Genomic DNA, 17,694 nt, shown 5'->3' with positions numbered 1-17,694 from the left:
CGGGCCCCTCAGTGTTCGCTGCTGAAGAACCGTAGCAACAGCGGGCCGACGGTGTGTGGGTCGACGACGTGATCCGGCACCTCGAGGGTCTCCCGTTGGGCGTGGGGTAGTAGGTCTGCGAGCTCGTCGGCTGCGCGGTCGAAGAAGTCCGAGGGCAGGCCTGCCATGTAGGGGACGGTGATCGGTCCTCCGGTGGTGACCAGGACCGGTTGGGTGACCGTTGCCAGTCGATCGGCCGGCAATTGGTAGCGGTTGAGGAAGACGCTGTCGTGGACCACTGTGGGCGCGAGGGCGACCGAATCCGCCCAATGCGCCGTCTGCTTGCCTGCCGCTTTCCTGGCCGCGATGTTGTCGTCGGAGGCGCCGGTCAGGCGCATGAACAGTTCGAGAACCTCCTCGTCTCGCCCGGCGTCGAAGGCGCGTCGGGTGTCCGCGACGTACTCCTCGAATCTCGAGCGCAGGTCGTCTCCGACCGCATAGGGCACCTCCCACACGGCGATCGTGTCGATGGCTGACCCGGCTGCGGCGGCCTCCAGCGCCAGCGCGCCACCAGAGGACGCCCCGAACAGGTGTGCCGAGCCGCCCGCCTCCGCGATCAACGCATCCAGGTCCTCGATCTCCCTTTCCGCGGCGTAGGGCTCGGTGAAGCCGCTCGCCCCGCGTCCCCGACGGGCATAGTTGTAGACCGTGAAGCGCTCGGCGAGAGCAGGTACCAAGGAAGCGTTCTCGGCTCCGTCGTCCAGTGCGCCGCCTACCAGGACGACAGCCGGGCCGCTTCCCTTCCGGTCGTAGGCGATGGTGGTGCCATCGTCTGATGTCAGGCAAAAGGCCATCTCGTTCATCTCACATCTCCGTTCGAGAGGTTTGTCTCATCGCCTGAGCAGCGTGCCGACGACGGCCACGGTGCGCGACCACCGCGCCCTTGCGATCACGGCCGCCACGACGAGAAGGGCGAGCGCCAGCCAAGGGCTCTGATCGAGCACGAATTGATCCGTGATGACAGCACCGGTCAGCAATGCCGCCAACCCGAGACTGGCCAGGCCCGCCAGAGCCGGGATCAGAAGTCCAACCCCTCCCGAGACCTCCAGCGCTCCGACCAGGTACCGGAGCCACTGGCCAGCCCCGATGTCGGCGAACATGTCCACCATGACCGGGTCGCCGGCGAGCTTCGAGATTCCGCCGCCGGCGATGATCGCCGCCAGCGCGACTTGCAGAATCCAGACCCCGAAGCTGATCGCCCGCCCGGGCGTGTGCGCAACGGTTTCCGAGTTGTTCTTGGGGATGGTGCTCATTCGACTCTCCTTGTCGTGTCCGGGCCGGGGCGTTGGCCGAGTGGGCTGGGTTGTCGGAGTTGATCTCGACCCAGTGCTCGTAGCGGCATCTACTTCTTGTTGCGGTAGAGGACCATGGTGATGGGACCGAACACCGCGACGAGAAGTACGGACGAGACGAGCACCCAGCCGATCTCCCCGGCGGGCACCGAGCCGTGCATCAGGCCGCGCACCACGGTCGCCAGGTGGGTGATCGGGTTGACCTCGACGACCGCCTGCAACCACCCGGGCATCGTCTTCGGGTCCACGAAGATGTTGCTCACGAACGTCAGCGGGAACATCAGCATCATGCTGACCCCCGCCACCGAGTTCGGCGTGCGCAGGATCAGGCTGAGCATCGTCCACAGCCACGACAGGCAGAACGAGAACACCAGCAGCAGCACCACCGAGAGCACCACCCCGACGGCGCCACCCTCCGGCCGGAACCCTAGGACCAGGCCGAGCGTGATCACGATCGCCGACCCGATCGAGTAGCGCACCAGATCGCCGAGCAGGGCGCCGACCAGCGGGGATGGTCGCCACACCGGAAGTGACCTGAACCTGTCGAACACCCCCTTCTGGATGTCGGTGTTCAGCGTGATGCCGGTGTTCATGGTGATCATGACGTTCGCCTGCACCAGGATGCCGGGCAGCAGGAATTGCAGGTACTCCTGAGTCGACCCGGCGAGCGCGCCACCGAACAGGTAGGTGAACATCAACGTGAACATGATCGGGAACATGGTCACGTCGACGAGCTGCTCGGGCACGTGCTTGATCTTCAGGAGGGCGCGCCAGCCGAATGTCAACGAGGTGCTCACCGGACCGGGTCGGGGCGGGCGCTCACCGGCCGACAGCACACTGCGCAGCGCGTCCTCGGTGACCGGCGCCGACGCCTGCTCCGTGGACGTGGCATTCATGCGGCATCCTCCTCGGGTGTCTCCTCGGCGGCGTGTCCGGTCAGGGCGAGGAACACCTCGTCCAGGCTCGGCTGACCGAGCGCGAACTCGGTGACGTCGATGCCGCTGCGGGACAGCTCGGCCAGGGAACGGGCGACCCGCCCGGGGTCGGAGATCCGCGCGGACAGCGCGGCCGCGTCAGCGGACGGCTCGACCGGCACCTCGAGGACGCCGGCGAGGACCCGCTCTGCCTCGGCCCGCTGCTCGGGCGCACCTAGCCGTACGTGCAGCGAGCCGGCGCCGACCGATGCCTTGAGCTCGCCGCTCGAGCCCTCGGCGACCACCTTCCCGTGGTCGATCACCGCTATCCGGTCAGCCAGCTGGTCGGCCTCGTCCAGGTACTGCGTGGTCAGCAACACGGTGGTGCCCTCGGCGACCATGCCCCTGACGATCTCCCAGACCTGGTTCCTGCTGCGCGGGTCGAGCCCGGTCGTGGGCTCGTCGAGGAAGATCAGTTCGGGGGTGACGACCAGGCTCGCCGCGATGTCGATGCGCCGGCGCATCCCACCGGAGTACTTCTTCACCTGCCGATCGGCCGCCTCGGCAAGACCGAACGCGTCGAGCAGGTCGGCCGCCCGCTCCCTGCCTCGGCGGCGTGAGTAGCCGAGCAGCCTGGCGAGCAGGAACAGGTTCTCCACCCCGGTGAGGTCCTCGTCGACCGACGCGAACTGCCCGGTGAGGCCCACCCTGCTCCGCACCGCCCGGGCGTCACGCACCACGTCGTAGCCGAGCACTTGCGCCTCTCCGGCGTCGGGGCGCAGGAGCGTGGCCAGCATGCGGATCGTGGTGGTCTTGCCCGCCCCGTTCGGACCGAGCACGCCGTACACGCCCCCGGCGCTCACGGCCAGATCCACACCGGCGACCGCGTGGGTCTTGCCGAAACTCTTCTTCAACCCTCTCGTCTCGATCGCGAACTTTCCCATGGGTTCGACACCTTCTCTCGGTGTTGCGAACGGATCAGTTGAGCACTAGTCAAGCTTGAGTACTTGGCCAAAGTACACGAGGAGGAGCGACTAGTCAAGGTTGATTAGAAGCGCATCTTGAGGGGATCGTGGACCGTTCGCCACGAACCCGGATCATCGGCCATGGTGTAGGCGCCCTCAGACAGTCGTTTGCTCAGGCTCTTCGCCCACTCCAGTTCGGTGCGTGCGTGTCCCGCCCACAGTTCGGCCTGATCGCGGACGTGTTCGGGAATGTCGGGGTTCGGGTTCTCCCACCCCTTGGCCTGCCCTACGAGCTCCGCTTCCAGGCGCGCGACCCGCTCGTTAACGTGCGCGATGGCATCTGTCCTGGTCAGCATGGGCAACATGGCGATGGCCGCGTCGAGCATGGTGGGGTCATGGGTGCGCCGCAGACCGTCGCGGACCAGTTCGACTATCTCGTCACGTCCCCGAGCTGTCGCGCGGTACAAAACGCGCTCCGGCCCGGAGTTGCCCGGCTCGACGTGCTCGGTGAGGAGGCCATCAGCCGCCGCCTTCTTCAGCGCGTGATAAATCGAGCCGGGCTTGATCTTGGCCCAAATCTCCGCACCCCAGCTCTGCAGTTCGGACCGCACCTGGTAGCCATGCGCGCCGCCGGAGAGGTGGACGATACCGAGTACCAGGAGCTTCGTCGCCGACATGCGCCCACCTCCGCTCAATCTGCTCGGACTCGCTCCGCTTGCGCGCCCGCCAGGGTCGTGTCAACTCCCACCAACACTAGGGTGCCCTCCTGGTCCGGGTGGTGTCAGCACTGACCTACAAACGGTGCTGGTGGAGACCTCCAAAGCCAGCGCGTAGGGCGGCGGTTGCTGTGCCAGCGCCGTCTCGCGTTCCTCGTCAGCTCCCGGCATGGCGATCCTCGAATGGACCGTGGCGGAGATACCAGTAGGGCATTGTGCAGGTCCTCCGTGATCGGTCTTCATCACCGGCGGACGCCACTCACGGCCTCTTGGGACTCCGCGCTGGAGCGCGGGCGGTTGCGCTAGCGCATAGGTCCCCTCGAGGTGGCTTATGGAGTGTGCGGGAGCGCAAACGTCAAACCAGCGGCTGCGTGCAGATCGCCGCCGGGACACCGGTGATCGTTCCGCTCTGGAGCGTCCCAGAACATTCCATGGCACCTCACACAGAACCGCCAGTTCGCCTGGACAGCCCCGTTCTCGGGGATGGAGTGGGACAATGTGAAGGTCAGCCCGGCAGGCTCATGGAGGCCGTCTCCGGGACAGCGATGATTGTTCCGCTCCGGACCGTTCCAGAACATGCCATGGCACTTGACGCAGAAGCGCCACTCGGCCTGCGCCCGCGGACCTTCCGGGATGCTGTGCGGCAGCGCGAACGTCCATCCGAGCGGCAGATGGAAATCCCCCGCAGGGCATCGGTGGTTCACTTGGTCGGGTCCGTTCCAGAACATGCCGTGGCACTTCGCACAGAAACGCCAGTTGTCCTGGCTCGGGTGCATCAGGACGCAGCGGAGGTGCGCTCCGGTGTTGCCCGGACCCGCGGACGTGCTGAACTGAAACTTTCTACACGCGGCACGGACGCCGCGGTTCCGCACATCTGGCAACGGAACGGGCTAGACGGCTCGCCGGACAATGCCAGGGCGCCACGACCCCGGCGTTGCGGACGCTGGCAAACCCGCTCCCGCTGTCCGGCCGGGAACGTGAGATCGCCTCCCTCGTCTCGGCTGGACTGTCCAACCAGGAGATAGCCGAGCGGCTCGTTGTTTCCGTCCGTACCGTCGAAGGGCACATCTATCGCGCATGTAACAAGCTAGGTGCCGTCAGCCGGGCCGAGCTCGCAACGATCGTGTGCGGCGGCCCGCCCATCGGCTCCTGACGGCCTGGCGGACCAGCATCCCAAGGTTCGTGTGGCCGCTGGGGCGGTGGCAGCCAGAATCCGCCACAGCGCGTGTTGGCAAGTGGTCAGGCGTCGGTGCTTCGCTGGCCGGCACCAACTGCAACTGTCGCCGGTGACCTCGTTCCGACACTTCCTGGTACCGGTGCGGATCCTGATGCGACCACCTGAGTCCTGGTCAGGGGAGTAGTTGCTGGGTTTGACGTCGGCAGTTGCCTCTAGCCCCGAACGCATCAGTATTGCGTTCGGTGCCGGACGGTCGTTGGGTGTTCTTCGCGGTGAACCCGAACGGGCAGTGGCATTGGCTCGCGGTCGAAGCCGGTGTTCCCATGGTGGAGGCTAGGCAGATGCCCTACAACGAAAGGACCGGTAGGCGTGACCGACTGGACTGAAGCCGCTCGCGAGCTTGCCTGCGAGGTGACCGCAACAGCGCCGGAGTGGTACGACGCGGTCGTTGCCACGCCCCGTCATGTGCTGGTTCCCAAGTGGTGGGACCGGATCAGGAATAGTCCGGCGTTCGAGTGGGAGCTAGTGGCTCCGGACGTCGGCGATCCGTGGGCATCTGTGTATGCGAACGAGACGCTAGTGACGAGAGTCGGTGCCCTCCACGCCGACCTTGCCGGACCGCAGGATCGAGCTGTGGGAGCGCCAACCTCCTCATCGACGTTGCCGGGTCTGATCGTCAGGATGCTGCACCTGCTCAACCCCGAGCCGGCTCAGCAGGTGCTCGACGTCGGTACTGGCTCGGGGTACTCCGCTGCGCTGCTCGGACACCGGCTGGGTGACGAGCTGGTGACCAGCATCGATGTTGATGCGTACCTGGTTCAGGCCGCCCGCGAGAGGCTGGACGGTTTCGGTCGGCGACCTCGAATGGTGGTGGCCGATGCGACCGGCGACCTTCCAGAGGGGGAGTACGACCGGATGATTGCGACGGTCTCGGTGCGTCCGGTGCCGAGGTCTTGGCTGGCTGCGCTGCGGCCCGGCGGACAGATCGTCACAACCATCGCTCAGACCTCGCTTCTGGTTTCGGCAACGTTGGAGCGTGGGCCGGTGGCGCACGGATCGGTCCAACGCGATCCGGCCGGCTTTATGCGGACCCGCAGCGGCGCCGACTACCCGCCCCGGCTGGACCTCGTCTATGCAGCCGCCCGGGACGCCGATGGCGATGAAGTGCGTGACCTTCGCGGACCGGTGCCGAACCTCTGGACAGATTGGCAGCTGCGAGACCTGTACGAGCTGGACAATGCAAACATCGAGAATCGGTCCGCGACAGACGATGACGGTAAGACGATTGTCTGGCTCCTGGCCGGCGATGGTTCGTGGGCGCGAGCTGAGGAAGCCAGCGGCAAGGTTCACCAAAGCGGCGCACTTCGCCTGTGGGATGACCTGGAGCGGGTCCGCGCGAGATGGGAACAGGCTGGACGCTTCCCGCTCCACGACCTGACTGTGGAGTTCACCCCAGAAGGCACCAGCGTCAGCAGTCCGGACGGTGAGTGGACTATCCACCTCTAGGAATCCCCGTGAGCCCGGCGACGAGTGGATCGCGGGCGTGTTCGGCCTGAGAATCTTGACGAGACTGTTGCAGTTCTGGTGGTGGCCTAGGGCAAGGAAGACGCTGCGGACGCGGCTGGATTGAGATTCCGTGGGCGGGTCGCTGTGGCGGAGAATGAGACTGCCGATTCGTGGCGCCGCCGTCGGGTCGAATTCGAGGGTGCCCGCCATAGACGGCGTGCGCCGTGGGCACCCGCGCGACGGAGTAGCGAGCTCGAAGGCGCGCGTGGGGAGAAGCACGAAACGCGAGCTACTGGGTATCCAGCTGCTCGCGTTGGTATGTCCGAGGAGCAACACGCACCTTGACCACACGCCTCGAGTTCAACGCACGGACGTGCGAGAGCATCCTTGCGAGTTCGTTCGCACTGGCGGTCAGGCACGGGGCCTTGCAAGCCAACCCGGTCAGGGAGATCGAAATTCTGCGGAAGACCCGGCGTCAGCCACCGCGTGCATTGGACGAGACAGAGCGGGAGCAATGGTTCGAGCTCCTTGGACAGGATGAGCGAGCGGTCAAGGCTGATCTCGTCGACCTCACCAAGGTCTTGCTCGCTACCGGAGAACGGATCGGCGAGTCATTGGCGGTGCGATGGCAGGACGTTGACCGAGAGACGGGTCAAGTCGACTGCAGCCACCAGATCATCAAGATCAAAGGCCAGGGACTGGTGCGTCGTCGAGTGAAGAGTGCAGCTGGTGAGCGCTTGCTGATTCTGCCGGGTTGGGCACTGGAGATGCTCGAACAGCGTTGGGTCCCTGGAACATCGCTGGAGACACCGATTTTCGCGGACTCCAAAGGTGGGTTCCGAGACCCTCACAACGTCCAGAGAGCGCTACGAGAGGCCCGTTGGTACTCAGCGGCGTCGAGAGCTCGGGGCAGCGCTTCGATCGTTCCGCCGCAAGGCAGGGCTCACCCAGACGGATGTCGTAGCCAAGCTCGCCTGGCGTAAGACTCGCATCAGCCTCATCGAGACTGGGCGCGTTCGGTTGGATCCGGCCGATGCTGCGATTCTCGCCGACCTATGGACTGTCCAGGACCGATCGAGCCGCGTTGCTTGAGCTGACTGAGGTGGCCGGTCTTCGGTCACTGGCCGACGAGTTGGCGTGGGTCACGGCGCACAAGTTCCGCAAGACGACGGCGACCATCCTCGCGGGGGCCGGCCAGACACCGACGCAGGTGGCCGACCAGCTCGGGCACGCTGACACTTCGACCACGATCGACGACTACTTCGGCCGGCGAGCCAAGAATCCTGAGGCTGCCAAGGTGCTCGACAGGGAGCTGCGCTCAATCCATGAAGACGTCAGCAACCGCCGGATGGCCCTGAAATCTAGGGACAACTCTCGACCTCGAAAGACCCAAAGTGTTGGGTAAGTGTTGGCTTGAGGCCCAAAATTGTATGCCCCTGGGGGCATACCTGCTGGTCAGAGAGCCGACGAGGGGACTCGAACCCCTAACCACCGCTTTGTCTCCCCAGATATCTCAACACCTGCCGATGTTGTCCGAAATTGCCTGTGACCTGCGGAAACGTTGCCTTCCAGTTGTCGTCAGTTCGCATCGTCGACTACTGTTCGCCGTCCAAAGCGGTCAGTAAAGCGGTCAGCGATCTGTGCATATTAGTGGCTGTAGCGGGTTGTCACGAGCACTGGCGTCGACGCCGGGGCGTGGACGCGCTCAACCTTTGACACTTGCGACTTTTGCTCCTATCAGACCTGCAAGCGCTGACCGAAGGAGTACCTCTCACATGTTGTTGCCTGTGGCATCGAGGGGCCAAAGCAACATGACCGGATTAATGCCCTTCTCGCGCGACTGACAGGCGACAGTGGACAAAACACTTGGGGCAGACTGTTCATATTAAGGTCGATGGGTGCAAAGCCGGAGCAAGCTCGCCTACCGCCCTTCGTCTGGCAGCCATAGCTCATCGCCGATGCGGCGAAGTCTCTCCCGAATGCCGCGATGCCCTGGCAAAGCTTGCTCAACGATACGCCAAAACTCAGCGCTATGATTTGGACGGTTCAGATGTGCTAGTTCATGAACTAGCACATAGTCCACGAGGCTCGGCGAGAGTTGCATGGTCGCCCAGTGGATACTTACCTGTCCAGCTTTCGAGCATGAGCCCCATCGATAGCCAAGCGGGCGCACTCGGACCTCCGCTAACTCGACACCCATTCGAATGGCCCATGGCCGGACTCTCAGGTTGAGCCAGTGTTCACCAACGCGCTGATACCAGCCCACCAACTCTTTAACGCCACCTTGTGCTGGCAGCTCTAATCGCCCCCCGATCAATCGCACCTCTCCCTCAGGAACAATGCGAAGTCGGTAGGAGCGACCCAGGTACCGAAACCCCTCCCCCGACACAAGCGATCTCTCTGGTGGGGCCTTGCCAAGATCCCTCTTCTCAGCGAGTTTACGATACAGCCAGGATCGCTTAGCCTCCACCAATTTGGCCAACTCGGCAGTAGAGATTTGCGGTGGCACTACGGCGCTGACCGATTCGTCTCGCTCGATGGTGAGACGGACGTTCTTACGGCGATCGCTTATAGAGACGGCAACCGCCAAGTCGCCCACCTGGAGAATTTCGGGAAGTTCACTCACGGCCATCAGCATGTCCCGCGTCGAGGATCGAGATCGCGAGATGATTGTTCTTGACCGCATCGCGAATCTTGTCGGCGATGACCTCCAGCTGCTCGATTTTTCCGAGGTTGTGTGTCACCAGGACTTCAAAAATTTCGCCACGGAAGTCGGAGACATCGGAGCGCTTGCTCCAAAAATCGCGGCGGTAGATAGTGCGGCTCGCCAGCATCACGATCTCACGTGTGGCATCTATAAAGCGCTCATTGCGGATATCGTCGTCCGACGATGCTAACTCCTGGATGAGTAGACCGTAGACTGCGAATTCAGCTGGACCAAAGCTGTGTGGGTTGTCTCGTCTGTCTTCCACCGCATCGTCCATCAAACTGTTGAACGCTAGAAGCTGGGCATCCCAATCATCCTTGAGCTCCGTCAGGATTCGCTCTAGCCGCTCACTCAACAGTTGGTAGCGGGCCGGATCTTCGCTAGCATGGACGGATATGTGGTGTCGAAGGGCATGCTCCATCTCCGAGGCCTTAGCCCGCGAGCCGCCAGTCATCGCCTCCACTTTGGCGGCAAAGTTCGCAGCGGTTAAGGCGACTGGGGGAAGTTGCTGCTCGATACCGAGCGAAGTGACATGCTCGTCGACCAGTAGCTTGATCTTCTGGCCGTATGCGGCAGGATCGAATTCACCGCCATCCACTCGGTACCGCCGGCAGGCAGTCAGCTTAATAACCGAGAATCGCTTTACGTCTTCCAGATAGGTCATGGCCTCCGGATCCGGCAGAACTGTATTGATGATGATTGCAAACCGGGCGAGCTCTACGGTGAATCGGTCTCGCAACTGCAGATCTGCTAGGTCCTGGACGCAACTCTCGATGTCCGTGTGATCCTGGAACATCATCCGCAACTTCTGCTGTTGCGGATCTAGCTTGACGACCTCTGCCTTGAGGTCGCGGAGCGCGCCAGCCACGTCGGCATTTTCCCCTGTCGCAAACTCCTCGTCCGCATAGATCTTGAGTGCGTCCACAAGATTCTGGGCCACACCGCGATAGTCGACCACATAGCCGTATGGCTTGCCATCAGCGGTCCGATTCACACGTGCGACAGCTTGAAGCAGATCGTGCATCTCCAATCTGCGGTCGAGATACATGACTTGCTCAATCGGCGCGTCAAACCCGGTGAGAAGCATAGACTTTACTATGATGAAAGCGATGTCGCTCTCCCCGAAGGGTCGCGTGAACTCTTCAATCCTGAGCTTTTGCTTCGCGTCGTCAGTCCATTCGGTATAGCGGCTCTCTTGCTCTGAATCTCCTTTTGAGATGACAGGAATAAAGTCCATCCTTCTTATGAGATCCAGCTGCTTCTGGGCCTTGACGAGTTGTGCTTGCCGAGGCCTAAGCTCCTCGAGGTTCCTGGTGAGCAGCTGGGGTGGCAGCTTTTCGATGTCGCGTACCAACTCGGCTCGAGCCTCCATGAGCGCCGCCCGGTAGCGGACGGTCGTCTCGCGGTCGTGCGCAACAACCTGCGCCTTGAACCCCTCGGGCAGCACCTTGTCCACATAGTGCCGGAGCATGTGCTTGGCCTTCACATCGATCAGTTTCTGCGCCACCGAGACTTGGCCTTTAGTCGCCCAACGCAACTGAAGCTGCAGCCGCTCCTCGTCACTCAGCTCATCGAACTCCTCCTCAAAGAGCTCGTCCATGTCGTGCCCGTCCTGGAGTGCGCCCTTGACCTTAAATCCCTCGTAAAGGATCGGCACGATCACACCGTCCTCCTCAGCCTCTCGCAGACGGTAGGTGTCGATGAAGGAGCCGAACAGTTCGACACTCGTCTTGCGCTGGCCTCTCTTAGTCATGATGGGCGTGCCGGTGAAGCCGATCCTGGCCGCATTCGGCAACGCTTGCCGAAGATTGGCGCCCAGCGCCGAGGTATGCGAGCGATGGACCTCGTCGATCAGGACAACGATGGACTCGTCGGTGTTGACTTCGCCTATGTCGTATCTGTCGACGCCTGGGCCGATCTGATTCTTTTGAACCATCACGAAAACCAGGCCCGGGCCCTTGCGGCTGAGGAGAGTCTTCGCTCGGGCGCTGCTCTTGGCGACATCCAACTTCTCATTACTGAGATGCATCGTCTCGCTGAGTTGGTCCTGCAGTTGGGTTCTGTCCGTTACCACCACAACCTTGTAGCGAGCTAGCCCCGGAACCGAGCGCAACCTGCGGACCAAGAAGGTCATCGTCAGGCTCTTGCCTGAGCCTTGCGTGTGCCAGATTATGCCGCCCTTTTGGGCAGGCTTGCCATTCAGCAGACGGTGAGCGCTCCGCTCCACCGCGCGAAACTGCTGGTAACGCGGCGCCACCTTCACGGTGACGCCAGCATCGGTCGTTAGAAAACCCACAAAATTGTGAACGATGTTGAGCAGGTTGGCCGGTTGCAAGGCTCCTGCGACCATGACCTCCTGCCTGCTCAGCTGTTCTTCATCCTTACCAAGTCTCTCGGCAAGCTGCGCTTTGGTCAGTGGGTAGGGATCGCGCCAGGGCAGGTAATGCTCCATGCTTCCGGTGAAGGTGCCGACCTTCGCATCCTCGCCACTGGTCACAACGGTGAGCTGCAGTGGATGGAATAGCTTTGGGTTTCCAACGCCGCTATCGCAGTATCGACGGATCTGATTGACTGCGGCGTTCAGGCTACTCTCGGTGGTCTTCTTGCATTCAATGACGACCAAAGGGATGCCGTTTACGAAGAGAACCAGGTCTGGGATGATTTGCTTCCTCCCGCCGGTACCCGGGACATCTACGCGGAACTGATTGATTGCAATGTATTCGTTGTTGTCGGGGTTCTCCCAGTCGACATAGTGGACGGTCCGTGACTTGCGCCTGGTAGGGTCCTCGATGGTAGTGCCGTTGATTAGCAGGGCGGTGGCCTGCCTGTTCGCTTCTAGCAAGTTGGCCGCCCGCATGCGAGTCATGCCGTGCAGTGCCTGGTTGACCTTCGAATCGTCCAGCCAGTCCCCATTAATCCGCTCGATTGCCTGCGCGAGCTTCTCCTCGAGGATCACCTCATCGAAGGATCGCCGGGCCGACATCGCCGGGAACATTGGAATCACTGCCTCAGGGTCAGCGCCCGCGAGATGCTGCCATCCAATCCCCTTGAGTTGCTCGATTAACGGCCGCTCGACCAAAAGATATTCGTAGCCAGTCAACGCCCGACTCCCCTCACTGAGCCTTCAATAATATCACTTCCTGATTAGAGCGCACTCGCGCTAGTATCCCCGCCTCCCAGATTCAAAGATCGTTCAAAGCAGTTTCCGCCTCCGAGACTCCGACTCGACCAGTTAGGAGATCTTTGCGGAGGCCCAGTTTCATATTAATCAGCTTGTCTCTAATCCGGAGCTCCGCTGCGATGCGTGTTAGGTGCAAGGCATAGACGCGCGCGATTCTCTCCTGTGTCTCGATTGGAGGTGTGGGAACCAGGAATGCATGGACATCATCTTTGGTGATATTCGGATCTTTCCGGGTGCTAGCGGCAACTGGTCGCCAGTGGGGACGTCGTTGTTGCAAGGCGCGAAGGAGAAACTCGGGCACAATGTCACTCGTCGGCACCAGCGCAGAAATCGCCTGATTTACCGCAGCTGGGATTGCTAGCATTGCCGTTCGTCCAACCTGCTCCCATCCGCCGTACATGGCAACCAGGACGGTTCCCTCTGGCAGGATTTTCAGTCGCATGTGACTGATTGCCGCAGGAGTTACTCTTTCCTCCGTCTCGCAAATCAATCCTTCATTCAAGTCCAGAGTCTTGACCCAAGGTACCCCTTGCGTCGCGAAGTACCTACTAGCTTCACTGCGCGGTGGTGTAGTGCCTGATGTGATAGTGCAGATCTCCGAAATACGCTTGAGTGGCCATTCCTCGAAAGAGAATAGAGAATCGAGAAGTCCTGATTTCATCATCTCTAGCTTAGCCACCAGACGCTCCGAGCCATGAATGCATGAGTCGAGAGTCTCGAGGATGGTCGCGATCCGCTGTTGTTGACTGAGGGACGGAAGTTGAATCTGTATACTGAAAAAATCTTCTACTTTGACGTTGAGAAGACCATGGTTACGAACACCTTCTTTAGCGATCCAAAGTATGTCGTCATTGACGATCCCCGAATCGAGATAGTGCGATAAGAATGTTGAATCCACCAATTCACCAAGGGGGCGGAAGCAAATATAGAGAGGCGACACGACTCCTGAATCGTATCGCTCCAGTCTACGAATAACACCTGCCGGAAATCCATCGGAATAGCTCTTATTATAGGCAAAGTCGCCTCGCTCAAGGAGGAAATATGCGCTGGCATCTGAGCTCGCCACGCGGCGCCGAAAGTATTCCTCTTGACTTACCAAGCCGTGTTTGGCAGAAATGGTGAGGATATTGTTATTTCCGACCCTGTTCTTTCGTGTAATGCGGCGAGCCACCTGCCCAAGTTCGTACCTGCGCCAGCCGGGGATGGCGTCCATCGCCGATGCATTATGCATAGCCGAGGTCCTTAAAATAATCGGTCAATCGAGCCGTGGCGGCTTCGCGCTGTGCTTCGAGATCGCGTAGTGTAACCGCGTACTTGTCTGCCCAGGTATGGAAGGCTGTCTCGCAGAGCCGGCGGCCGGCCGATGTACGTAACTGGAGGCGAGATGCGAGCTGCGAGTAGAGGACGTCGAGAACCAAATCTTGGCGGGAACGGTCATCGAGAGCCGCGACTGCCACCCGCAGACGCGGAAGGAATAGGCCCTCTAGGGCTGCCAACCTCTTCCTGGCAGCAGCCGCGCGATCCTTCAAGTCTTTTAGAGACTCCTGCGAAAGTTGGTCTTCGACGAGCAACTCGGCGTCTTCGTCCCCATCGGCAAGATTGGACATGGCGGCCTTGTACTTGGTGTTCAGCTCGGCGTGCTGGGCCTCGGCTTCCGCCAGCTCGGCGAGGTAGTCAGGAATGAGTAGCGGGACGACCCGGTGGTCGCGGACTTTGCGCTTCTCGGTCGCGATCTTCTGTTTATCCCAGTAATCAACTTCTTCTTCGTCGAGCTCGAATGCTGACGCTATGGTGGTTAGCCATCCTTCGACGACACCGTCGAAACCATTGAGGCCGAGTGCTTTGATGTCGTACTGTGCTTCCCCCCACCAGTCGGCAACGACGCCAGCGAGATCGAAGCGATCGAGAACGCGGATCGGCTGTAAATCGGTAACGAAGGAATCGAGGAGATCAGTCCGGACTTCCATAACTCTGCCCGCGTCGGGTAGCTCGATCAGGCTCTTGCTATGCCGAACCCACCAATCTGAGAATGCTTCAAGCAGGCTTTCCTCAGCAGGTGCGACGAGCGAAGGAAGGCGATCGGCCGTCGACTCCCAACCTTCTGGCAGAAAGCTATAGTAGTCGGAGTCGCGCTCGACGAAGAGCGTCGCCGGATCGATGCCGAACGCACGAAAAGGCCCTGCCAATGCCTCGACCTCAGCCTTGGGGATACCGCCGTCGAGGTGGGCTCGAACATCTTGCCGCTCGGGTGGGGGAGCGTTGTCCACGTAGCGCCGGATATTGAGGTTAAAGTCGTTGTCGCGCAGTTCGTTGAGATCTACCAACCGGGCGAAGCCAGGGATGTCGCGGTAGTCTTCGTATGCCGCGACGATTTTCTCAGTATGCTGGGGATCGAGGTAGTTTTGCGCACGCCCTGCTGTGGACTCGCGGTCGGCATTGATGAACAACACTTTGCCTCGACGGCTAGCCGATCGTCGGGCGGTGCCTCGCAACACGAGGACGCAGGCGGGGATTCCGGTGCCATAGAACAGGTTGGACGCTAGGCCGATCACGGCTTCCAGACGGTCCCCCCTGATGATGCCTTCTCGGATGTCCCTCTCCTTGCCTCCACGGAAGAGCACTCCGTTCGGCATGACCGTGGCGCCAATCCCATCGGGAGAGAGAACGGCGAGCACGTGCTGCGCGAACATGAGGTCCGCCTTCTTGCCGCTCTCTGGTGCGAAGCCGAATCTGAAGCGTTCCTTGTGCTTCATGTCAGCACGGGAATAGTTCAGCGAAAATGGCGGATTCGTGAGAACCTTGTCAAAACGTTCAAGCTCGCCATTCTCGACGTGCTTCGGTTCGACCAGCGTATCGTCATTCTCTAATTTGGCGTTGAGTACGCCGTGGAGAATCATATTCATCTTCGAGACTGCCCAGGTGCCGCCATTGTATTCTTGGCCGGCAAGCGTCAGGTCACTGGAGTCCAAGCCATGCTCGTCGACATATTCCTTGGCATGGATGAGCATGCCTCCCGAACCCGAGCATGGGTCGTAGATGGCCTCGCCAGGCTGTGGCTTCACAAGCCGCACCATCATCCGAACCACACCCCGCGGCGTATAGAACTCGCCCCCTTTCTTCCCGGCTGAATCCGCAAACTGCGCAATCAGGTACTCGTAGGCCGCGCCGAGCAGGTCGGGGAACTCAAAGTCTTCATTTCGCAGGCGCACCCGTGAGAAATGGTCGACAAGTTGTTGTAGCCGTTTATCCGGGATGGTCGACTGCCCCACCTTGCGAGTGAAATCGATGTGCTCAAGCACGCCTTCCAGAGCGTCGATGTTCTCCTGCTCAAGTGCGACCAACGCCCTGTTAAGCAGGTTGCCGACGTTCTTTTCACGCGAATGGTCCTTGATGTACCGCCAGCTGGCCTCCGGTGGCACATAGAATTTGTCTCCCCGGTAGAAGCCGCGAGCTTTTGCCATCTGCTCCGCTTCCTGCAAGCTCTTGCCCTCTGACCTCCACCTCCGGATCAACTGGTCGCGAACGACCTCAAACTGGTCCGATGCTCGCTTCAAAAAGAGCGCCCCGAAGATGTACTCCTTGAACTCCGACGCATCCATCTTGCCCCGGAGGATGTCAGCAGCCCCGAACAGGTGTCGCTCGAGCTGTGGCAACGTCAGCTTCGCCACGTGATGGCCTCTCCCCTTCGATCATGTGTGTTCGATTGCAGTCTCGCAGGCCGCTCTGCGTTGGTCATCGGCCCCACTCCGACTGCAGCTGTGAGTTGCAGTTGTCGCCCACAGGTACACCGTCACTGCGCTGCAGTTCTGCAGTTTGCCTCCCGCTGGGCTATGGCCTATCCGGCAACCACAGCGCTACGTGATACCGCTTTTGCGGGTCAACGCGCTCTTGTCGACGGCTTGTGAAGGCTGCCCCCTAAAGGACCGGGGGGTTCCAGCAACCATTGCAGCAGGGGGGTCGTTCAGGGGCGGCTAGCAGTCTGTCGAAGGGGACGGCTGGTGGGCGGCGTCGGAGGACTCGTGGTCTGCGGTTGAGCTCGTTCTCGACGCAGCAGCTCCGCTCCGGAGCGGAGCTGCTGCGTCGGCGCTGTTGGGGGGTAAGTCAGGCAGGATCCCGTTGGTGTTCTCGCTGCTTTGCCGCTGCCACGGTGAGCAAGGGCGCAGAAGTACACCTTCGCTCCGAGGTCCGTGGTGATCCGTCCGCGCACTGCCATTTCGGCGCCTTGGTTCCACGTAGTCGGGCGCACCGCATGCGGTGGCAGCCTTGTCAGGTCCCGCAGCAGTGGCTGGTGTAGCGGGAGTGAGCTCGCGCGAGGTGGATGAGCTTGACCACGCGGGTCTGGCGGTCGGCCAGGTGCCGATTGCCGAGCGGTGCGCCGGCCCGACGATCAGGTCGCCTTCCCCGTGCCCAGCCTCGGACCGGTCTTCTGCTGGGAAGGGGCGGTCATGGATGGACAGCATGGCGCCGTTGGAGCGCCTGCGTCGTTGTCCGGAGCCGACCTGTGCACGCCGATGGTCACGCCCGATCCGCTATGGTGAGCGTCTTGGTGCACGCACGACGGGCGGCCATGTCAACGTCGAGTTGGCCAGCAAGTATCGTGATAGATCACACCGCGGGCCGCCACATGTCCGGATCGTTGGGGTACTTCGCGCTAGATCTGCTGTGGGTTCCACCGTTGCTTGAGCAGTGCCGTCAGCTGATCGTGCAGGGCTCTGTTCGCGTTCGCCCGCAGCGGGCTGGGCGGCAACGCTTCTTGACGTGCTCCATCCAGAAGATCAGAGGTCCGACCTCTCATCAGAGGGTTGAACTCCCATATCTCGCGCTCAGAATCCGGCTTGATTACTCATGGATCCCAGTTCGTGTCGCAGGCTCCTTTCGCTTGTCTTGCCCGGGCACGTACCTGACGTCGTAGGTGTCACCGCCGGAGTAACAGATGCCCCCCCCGATCTTACCCTCGGCAAAGAGTGCAATCCGGAGCTCGTGATAGGGGTATCCCGGGTTGGTCCGGGGTCGCGTGTCGGCGTACAGCGCAGCAAACAAGTTCTGTAACTCTTCGCCCAGCATGGCGACGACCAGGAGGTCGGCGTTTTGTGCAAAGTCGAGGACCGCTGAGTTCTCTCCGTGTCCGTGCTTGTAGTAGGCCTTGATCCTGAGGTTTTTGACTGCTCCGTTCGTTCGACGGTCTCAGGTTTCGGCT

Annotated in this window: 13 protein-coding genes; 4 read left to right on the top strand and 9 right to left on the bottom strand. The window is 61.3% G+C overall.

Features of this window, described 5'->3' with window-relative positions:
• Positions 1 to 8: 8 nt before the first annotated feature.
• The 5 genes from ACQPYM_RS05745 to ACQPYM_RS05725 form a co-directional block, all read right to left on the bottom strand.
• Positions 9 to 842 carry an alpha/beta fold hydrolase gene (locus ACQPYM_RS05745; RefSeq protein ID WP_433015910.1) on the bottom strand — a complete coding sequence of 278 codons (834 nt, stop codon included), beginning with the start codon at positions 840 to 842 and terminating at the stop codon, positions 9 to 11.
• A gap of 27 nt (positions 843 to 869) precedes the next feature.
• The gene (locus ACQPYM_RS05740) at positions 870 to 1,292 is read right to left on the bottom strand and encodes a DoxX family protein (protein WP_433015907.1); all 423 of its coding nucleotides are present in this window, start codon (positions 1,290 to 1,292) and stop codon (positions 870 to 872) included.
• A gap of 89 nt (positions 1,293 to 1,381) precedes the next feature.
• Entirely contained in the window at positions 1,382 to 2,227 is an 846-nt protein-coding gene (locus ACQPYM_RS05735) for an ABC transporter permease (RefSeq protein ID WP_433015904.1), read from the bottom strand.
• On the bottom strand, positions 2,224 to 3,189 hold the full coding sequence (locus ACQPYM_RS05730) for an ATP-binding cassette domain-containing protein (RefSeq protein WP_433015901.1): 966 nt from the start codon (positions 3,187 to 3,189) through the stop codon (positions 2,224 to 2,226). The genes ACQPYM_RS05735 and ACQPYM_RS05730 overlap by 4 nt, the downstream gene beginning before the upstream one ends.
• Before the next feature lie 104 nt (positions 3,190 to 3,293).
• A complete protein-coding gene (locus ACQPYM_RS05725; protein WP_433015898.1) occupies positions 3,294 to 3,887 on the bottom strand; it encodes a PadR family transcriptional regulator in 594 nt (197 codons plus the stop codon).
• 973 nt (positions 3,888 to 4,860) lie between these two features.
• Here ACQPYM_RS05725 and ACQPYM_RS05720 point away from each other — a divergent pair.
• From ACQPYM_RS05720 to ACQPYM_RS05705, 4 genes are all read left to right on the top strand, one after another.
• The gene (locus ACQPYM_RS05720; protein WP_433015895.1) at positions 4,861 to 5,079 is read left to right on the top strand and encodes a helix-turn-helix domain-containing protein; all 219 of its coding nucleotides are present in this window, start codon (positions 4,861 to 4,863) and stop codon (positions 5,077 to 5,079) included.
• A 705-nt stretch (positions 5,080 to 5,784) separates the two neighbouring features.
• On the top strand, positions 5,785 to 6,609 hold the full coding sequence (locus ACQPYM_RS05715; RefSeq protein WP_433023195.1) for a methyltransferase domain-containing protein: 825 nt from the start codon (positions 5,785 to 5,787) through the stop codon (positions 6,607 to 6,609).
• An 831-nt stretch (positions 6,610 to 7,440) separates the two neighbouring features.
• A complete protein-coding gene (locus ACQPYM_RS05710) occupies positions 7,441 to 7,701 on the top strand; it encodes a helix-turn-helix domain-containing protein (protein WP_433015892.1) in 261 nt (86 codons plus the stop codon).
• Positions 7,643 to 8,014: a tyrosine-type recombinase/integrase gene (locus tag ACQPYM_RS05705; protein ID WP_433023528.1), complete on the top strand. Its 372-nt coding sequence runs from the start codon at positions 7,643 to 7,645 to the stop codon at positions 8,012 to 8,014. Before ACQPYM_RS05710 ends, ACQPYM_RS05705 begins: the two co-directional genes overlap by 59 nt.
• A gap of 516 nt (positions 8,015 to 8,530) precedes the next feature.
• Here ACQPYM_RS05705 and ACQPYM_RS05700 read toward each other — a convergent pair.
• The 4 genes from ACQPYM_RS05700 to ACQPYM_RS05685 form a co-directional block, all read right to left on the bottom strand.
• The gene (locus ACQPYM_RS05700) at positions 8,531 to 9,241 is read right to left on the bottom strand and encodes a M48 family metallopeptidase (RefSeq protein ID WP_433015889.1); all 711 of its coding nucleotides are present in this window, start codon (positions 9,239 to 9,241) and stop codon (positions 8,531 to 8,533) included.
• Positions 9,228 to 12,416: a type I restriction endonuclease subunit R gene (locus ACQPYM_RS05695; protein WP_433015886.1), complete on the bottom strand. Its 3,189-nt coding sequence runs from the start codon at positions 12,414 to 12,416 to the stop codon at positions 9,228 to 9,230. The genes ACQPYM_RS05700 and ACQPYM_RS05695 overlap by 14 nt, the downstream gene beginning before the upstream one ends.
• Positions 12,417 to 12,498: 82 nt before the next feature.
• Complete coding sequence (locus tag ACQPYM_RS05690; RefSeq protein WP_433015883.1) at positions 12,499 to 13,728, bottom strand: restriction endonuclease subunit S; 1,230 nt, start codon at positions 13,726 to 13,728, stop codon at positions 12,499 to 12,501.
• Positions 13,721 to 16,165: an N-6 DNA methylase gene (locus tag ACQPYM_RS05685; RefSeq protein WP_433015880.1), complete on the bottom strand. Its 2,445-nt coding sequence runs from the start codon at positions 16,163 to 16,165 to the stop codon at positions 13,721 to 13,723. The genes ACQPYM_RS05690 and ACQPYM_RS05685 overlap by 8 nt, the downstream gene beginning before the upstream one ends.
• Between the last annotated feature and the right edge of the window lie 1,529 nt (positions 16,166 to 17,694).

This window comes from Kribbella sp. CA-294648 (assembly GCF_050943845.1).
In the GTDB taxonomy this organism is placed as follows: domain Bacteria; phylum Actinomycetota; class Actinomycetes; order Propionibacteriales; family Kribbellaceae; genus Kribbella.
This window is presented reverse-complemented; position numbering and strand designations above follow the sequence as displayed.

Bases quoted from the DNA above. Each gene is read 5' to 3' on its own strand.
- ACQPYM_RS05745 (WP_433015910.1), bottom strand. From the start codon at position 842: ATGAACGAGATGGCCTTTTGCCTGACATCAGACGATGGCACCACCATC.
- ACQPYM_RS05740 (WP_433015907.1), bottom strand. From the start codon at position 1,292: ATGAGCACCATCCCCAAGAACAACTCGGAAACCGTTGCGCACACGCCC.
- ACQPYM_RS05735 (WP_433015904.1), bottom strand. From the start codon at position 2,227: ATGAATGCCACGTCCACGGAGCAGGCGTCGGCGCCGGTCACCGAGGAC.
- ACQPYM_RS05730 (WP_433015901.1), bottom strand. From the start codon at position 3,189: ATGGGAAAGTTCGCGATCGAGACGAGAGGGTTGAAGAAGAGTTTCGGC.
- ACQPYM_RS05725 (WP_433015898.1), bottom strand. From the start codon at position 3,887: ATGTCGGCGACGAAGCTCCTGGTACTCGGTATCGTCCACCTCTCCGGC.
- ACQPYM_RS05715 (WP_433023195.1), top strand. From the start codon at position 5,785: ATGCTGCACCTGCTCAACCCCGAGCCGGCTCAGCAGGTGCTCGACGTC.
- ACQPYM_RS05705 (WP_433023528.1), top strand. From the start codon at position 7,643: ATGCTGCGATTCTCGCCGACCTATGGACTGTCCAGGACCGATCGAGCC.
- ACQPYM_RS05700 (WP_433015889.1), bottom strand. From the start codon at position 9,241: ATGGCCGTGAGTGAACTTCCCGAAATTCTCCAGGTGGGCGACTTGGCG.
- ACQPYM_RS05690 (WP_433015883.1), bottom strand. From the start codon at position 13,728: ATGCATAATGCATCGGCGATGGACGCCATCCCCGGCTGGCGCAGGTAC.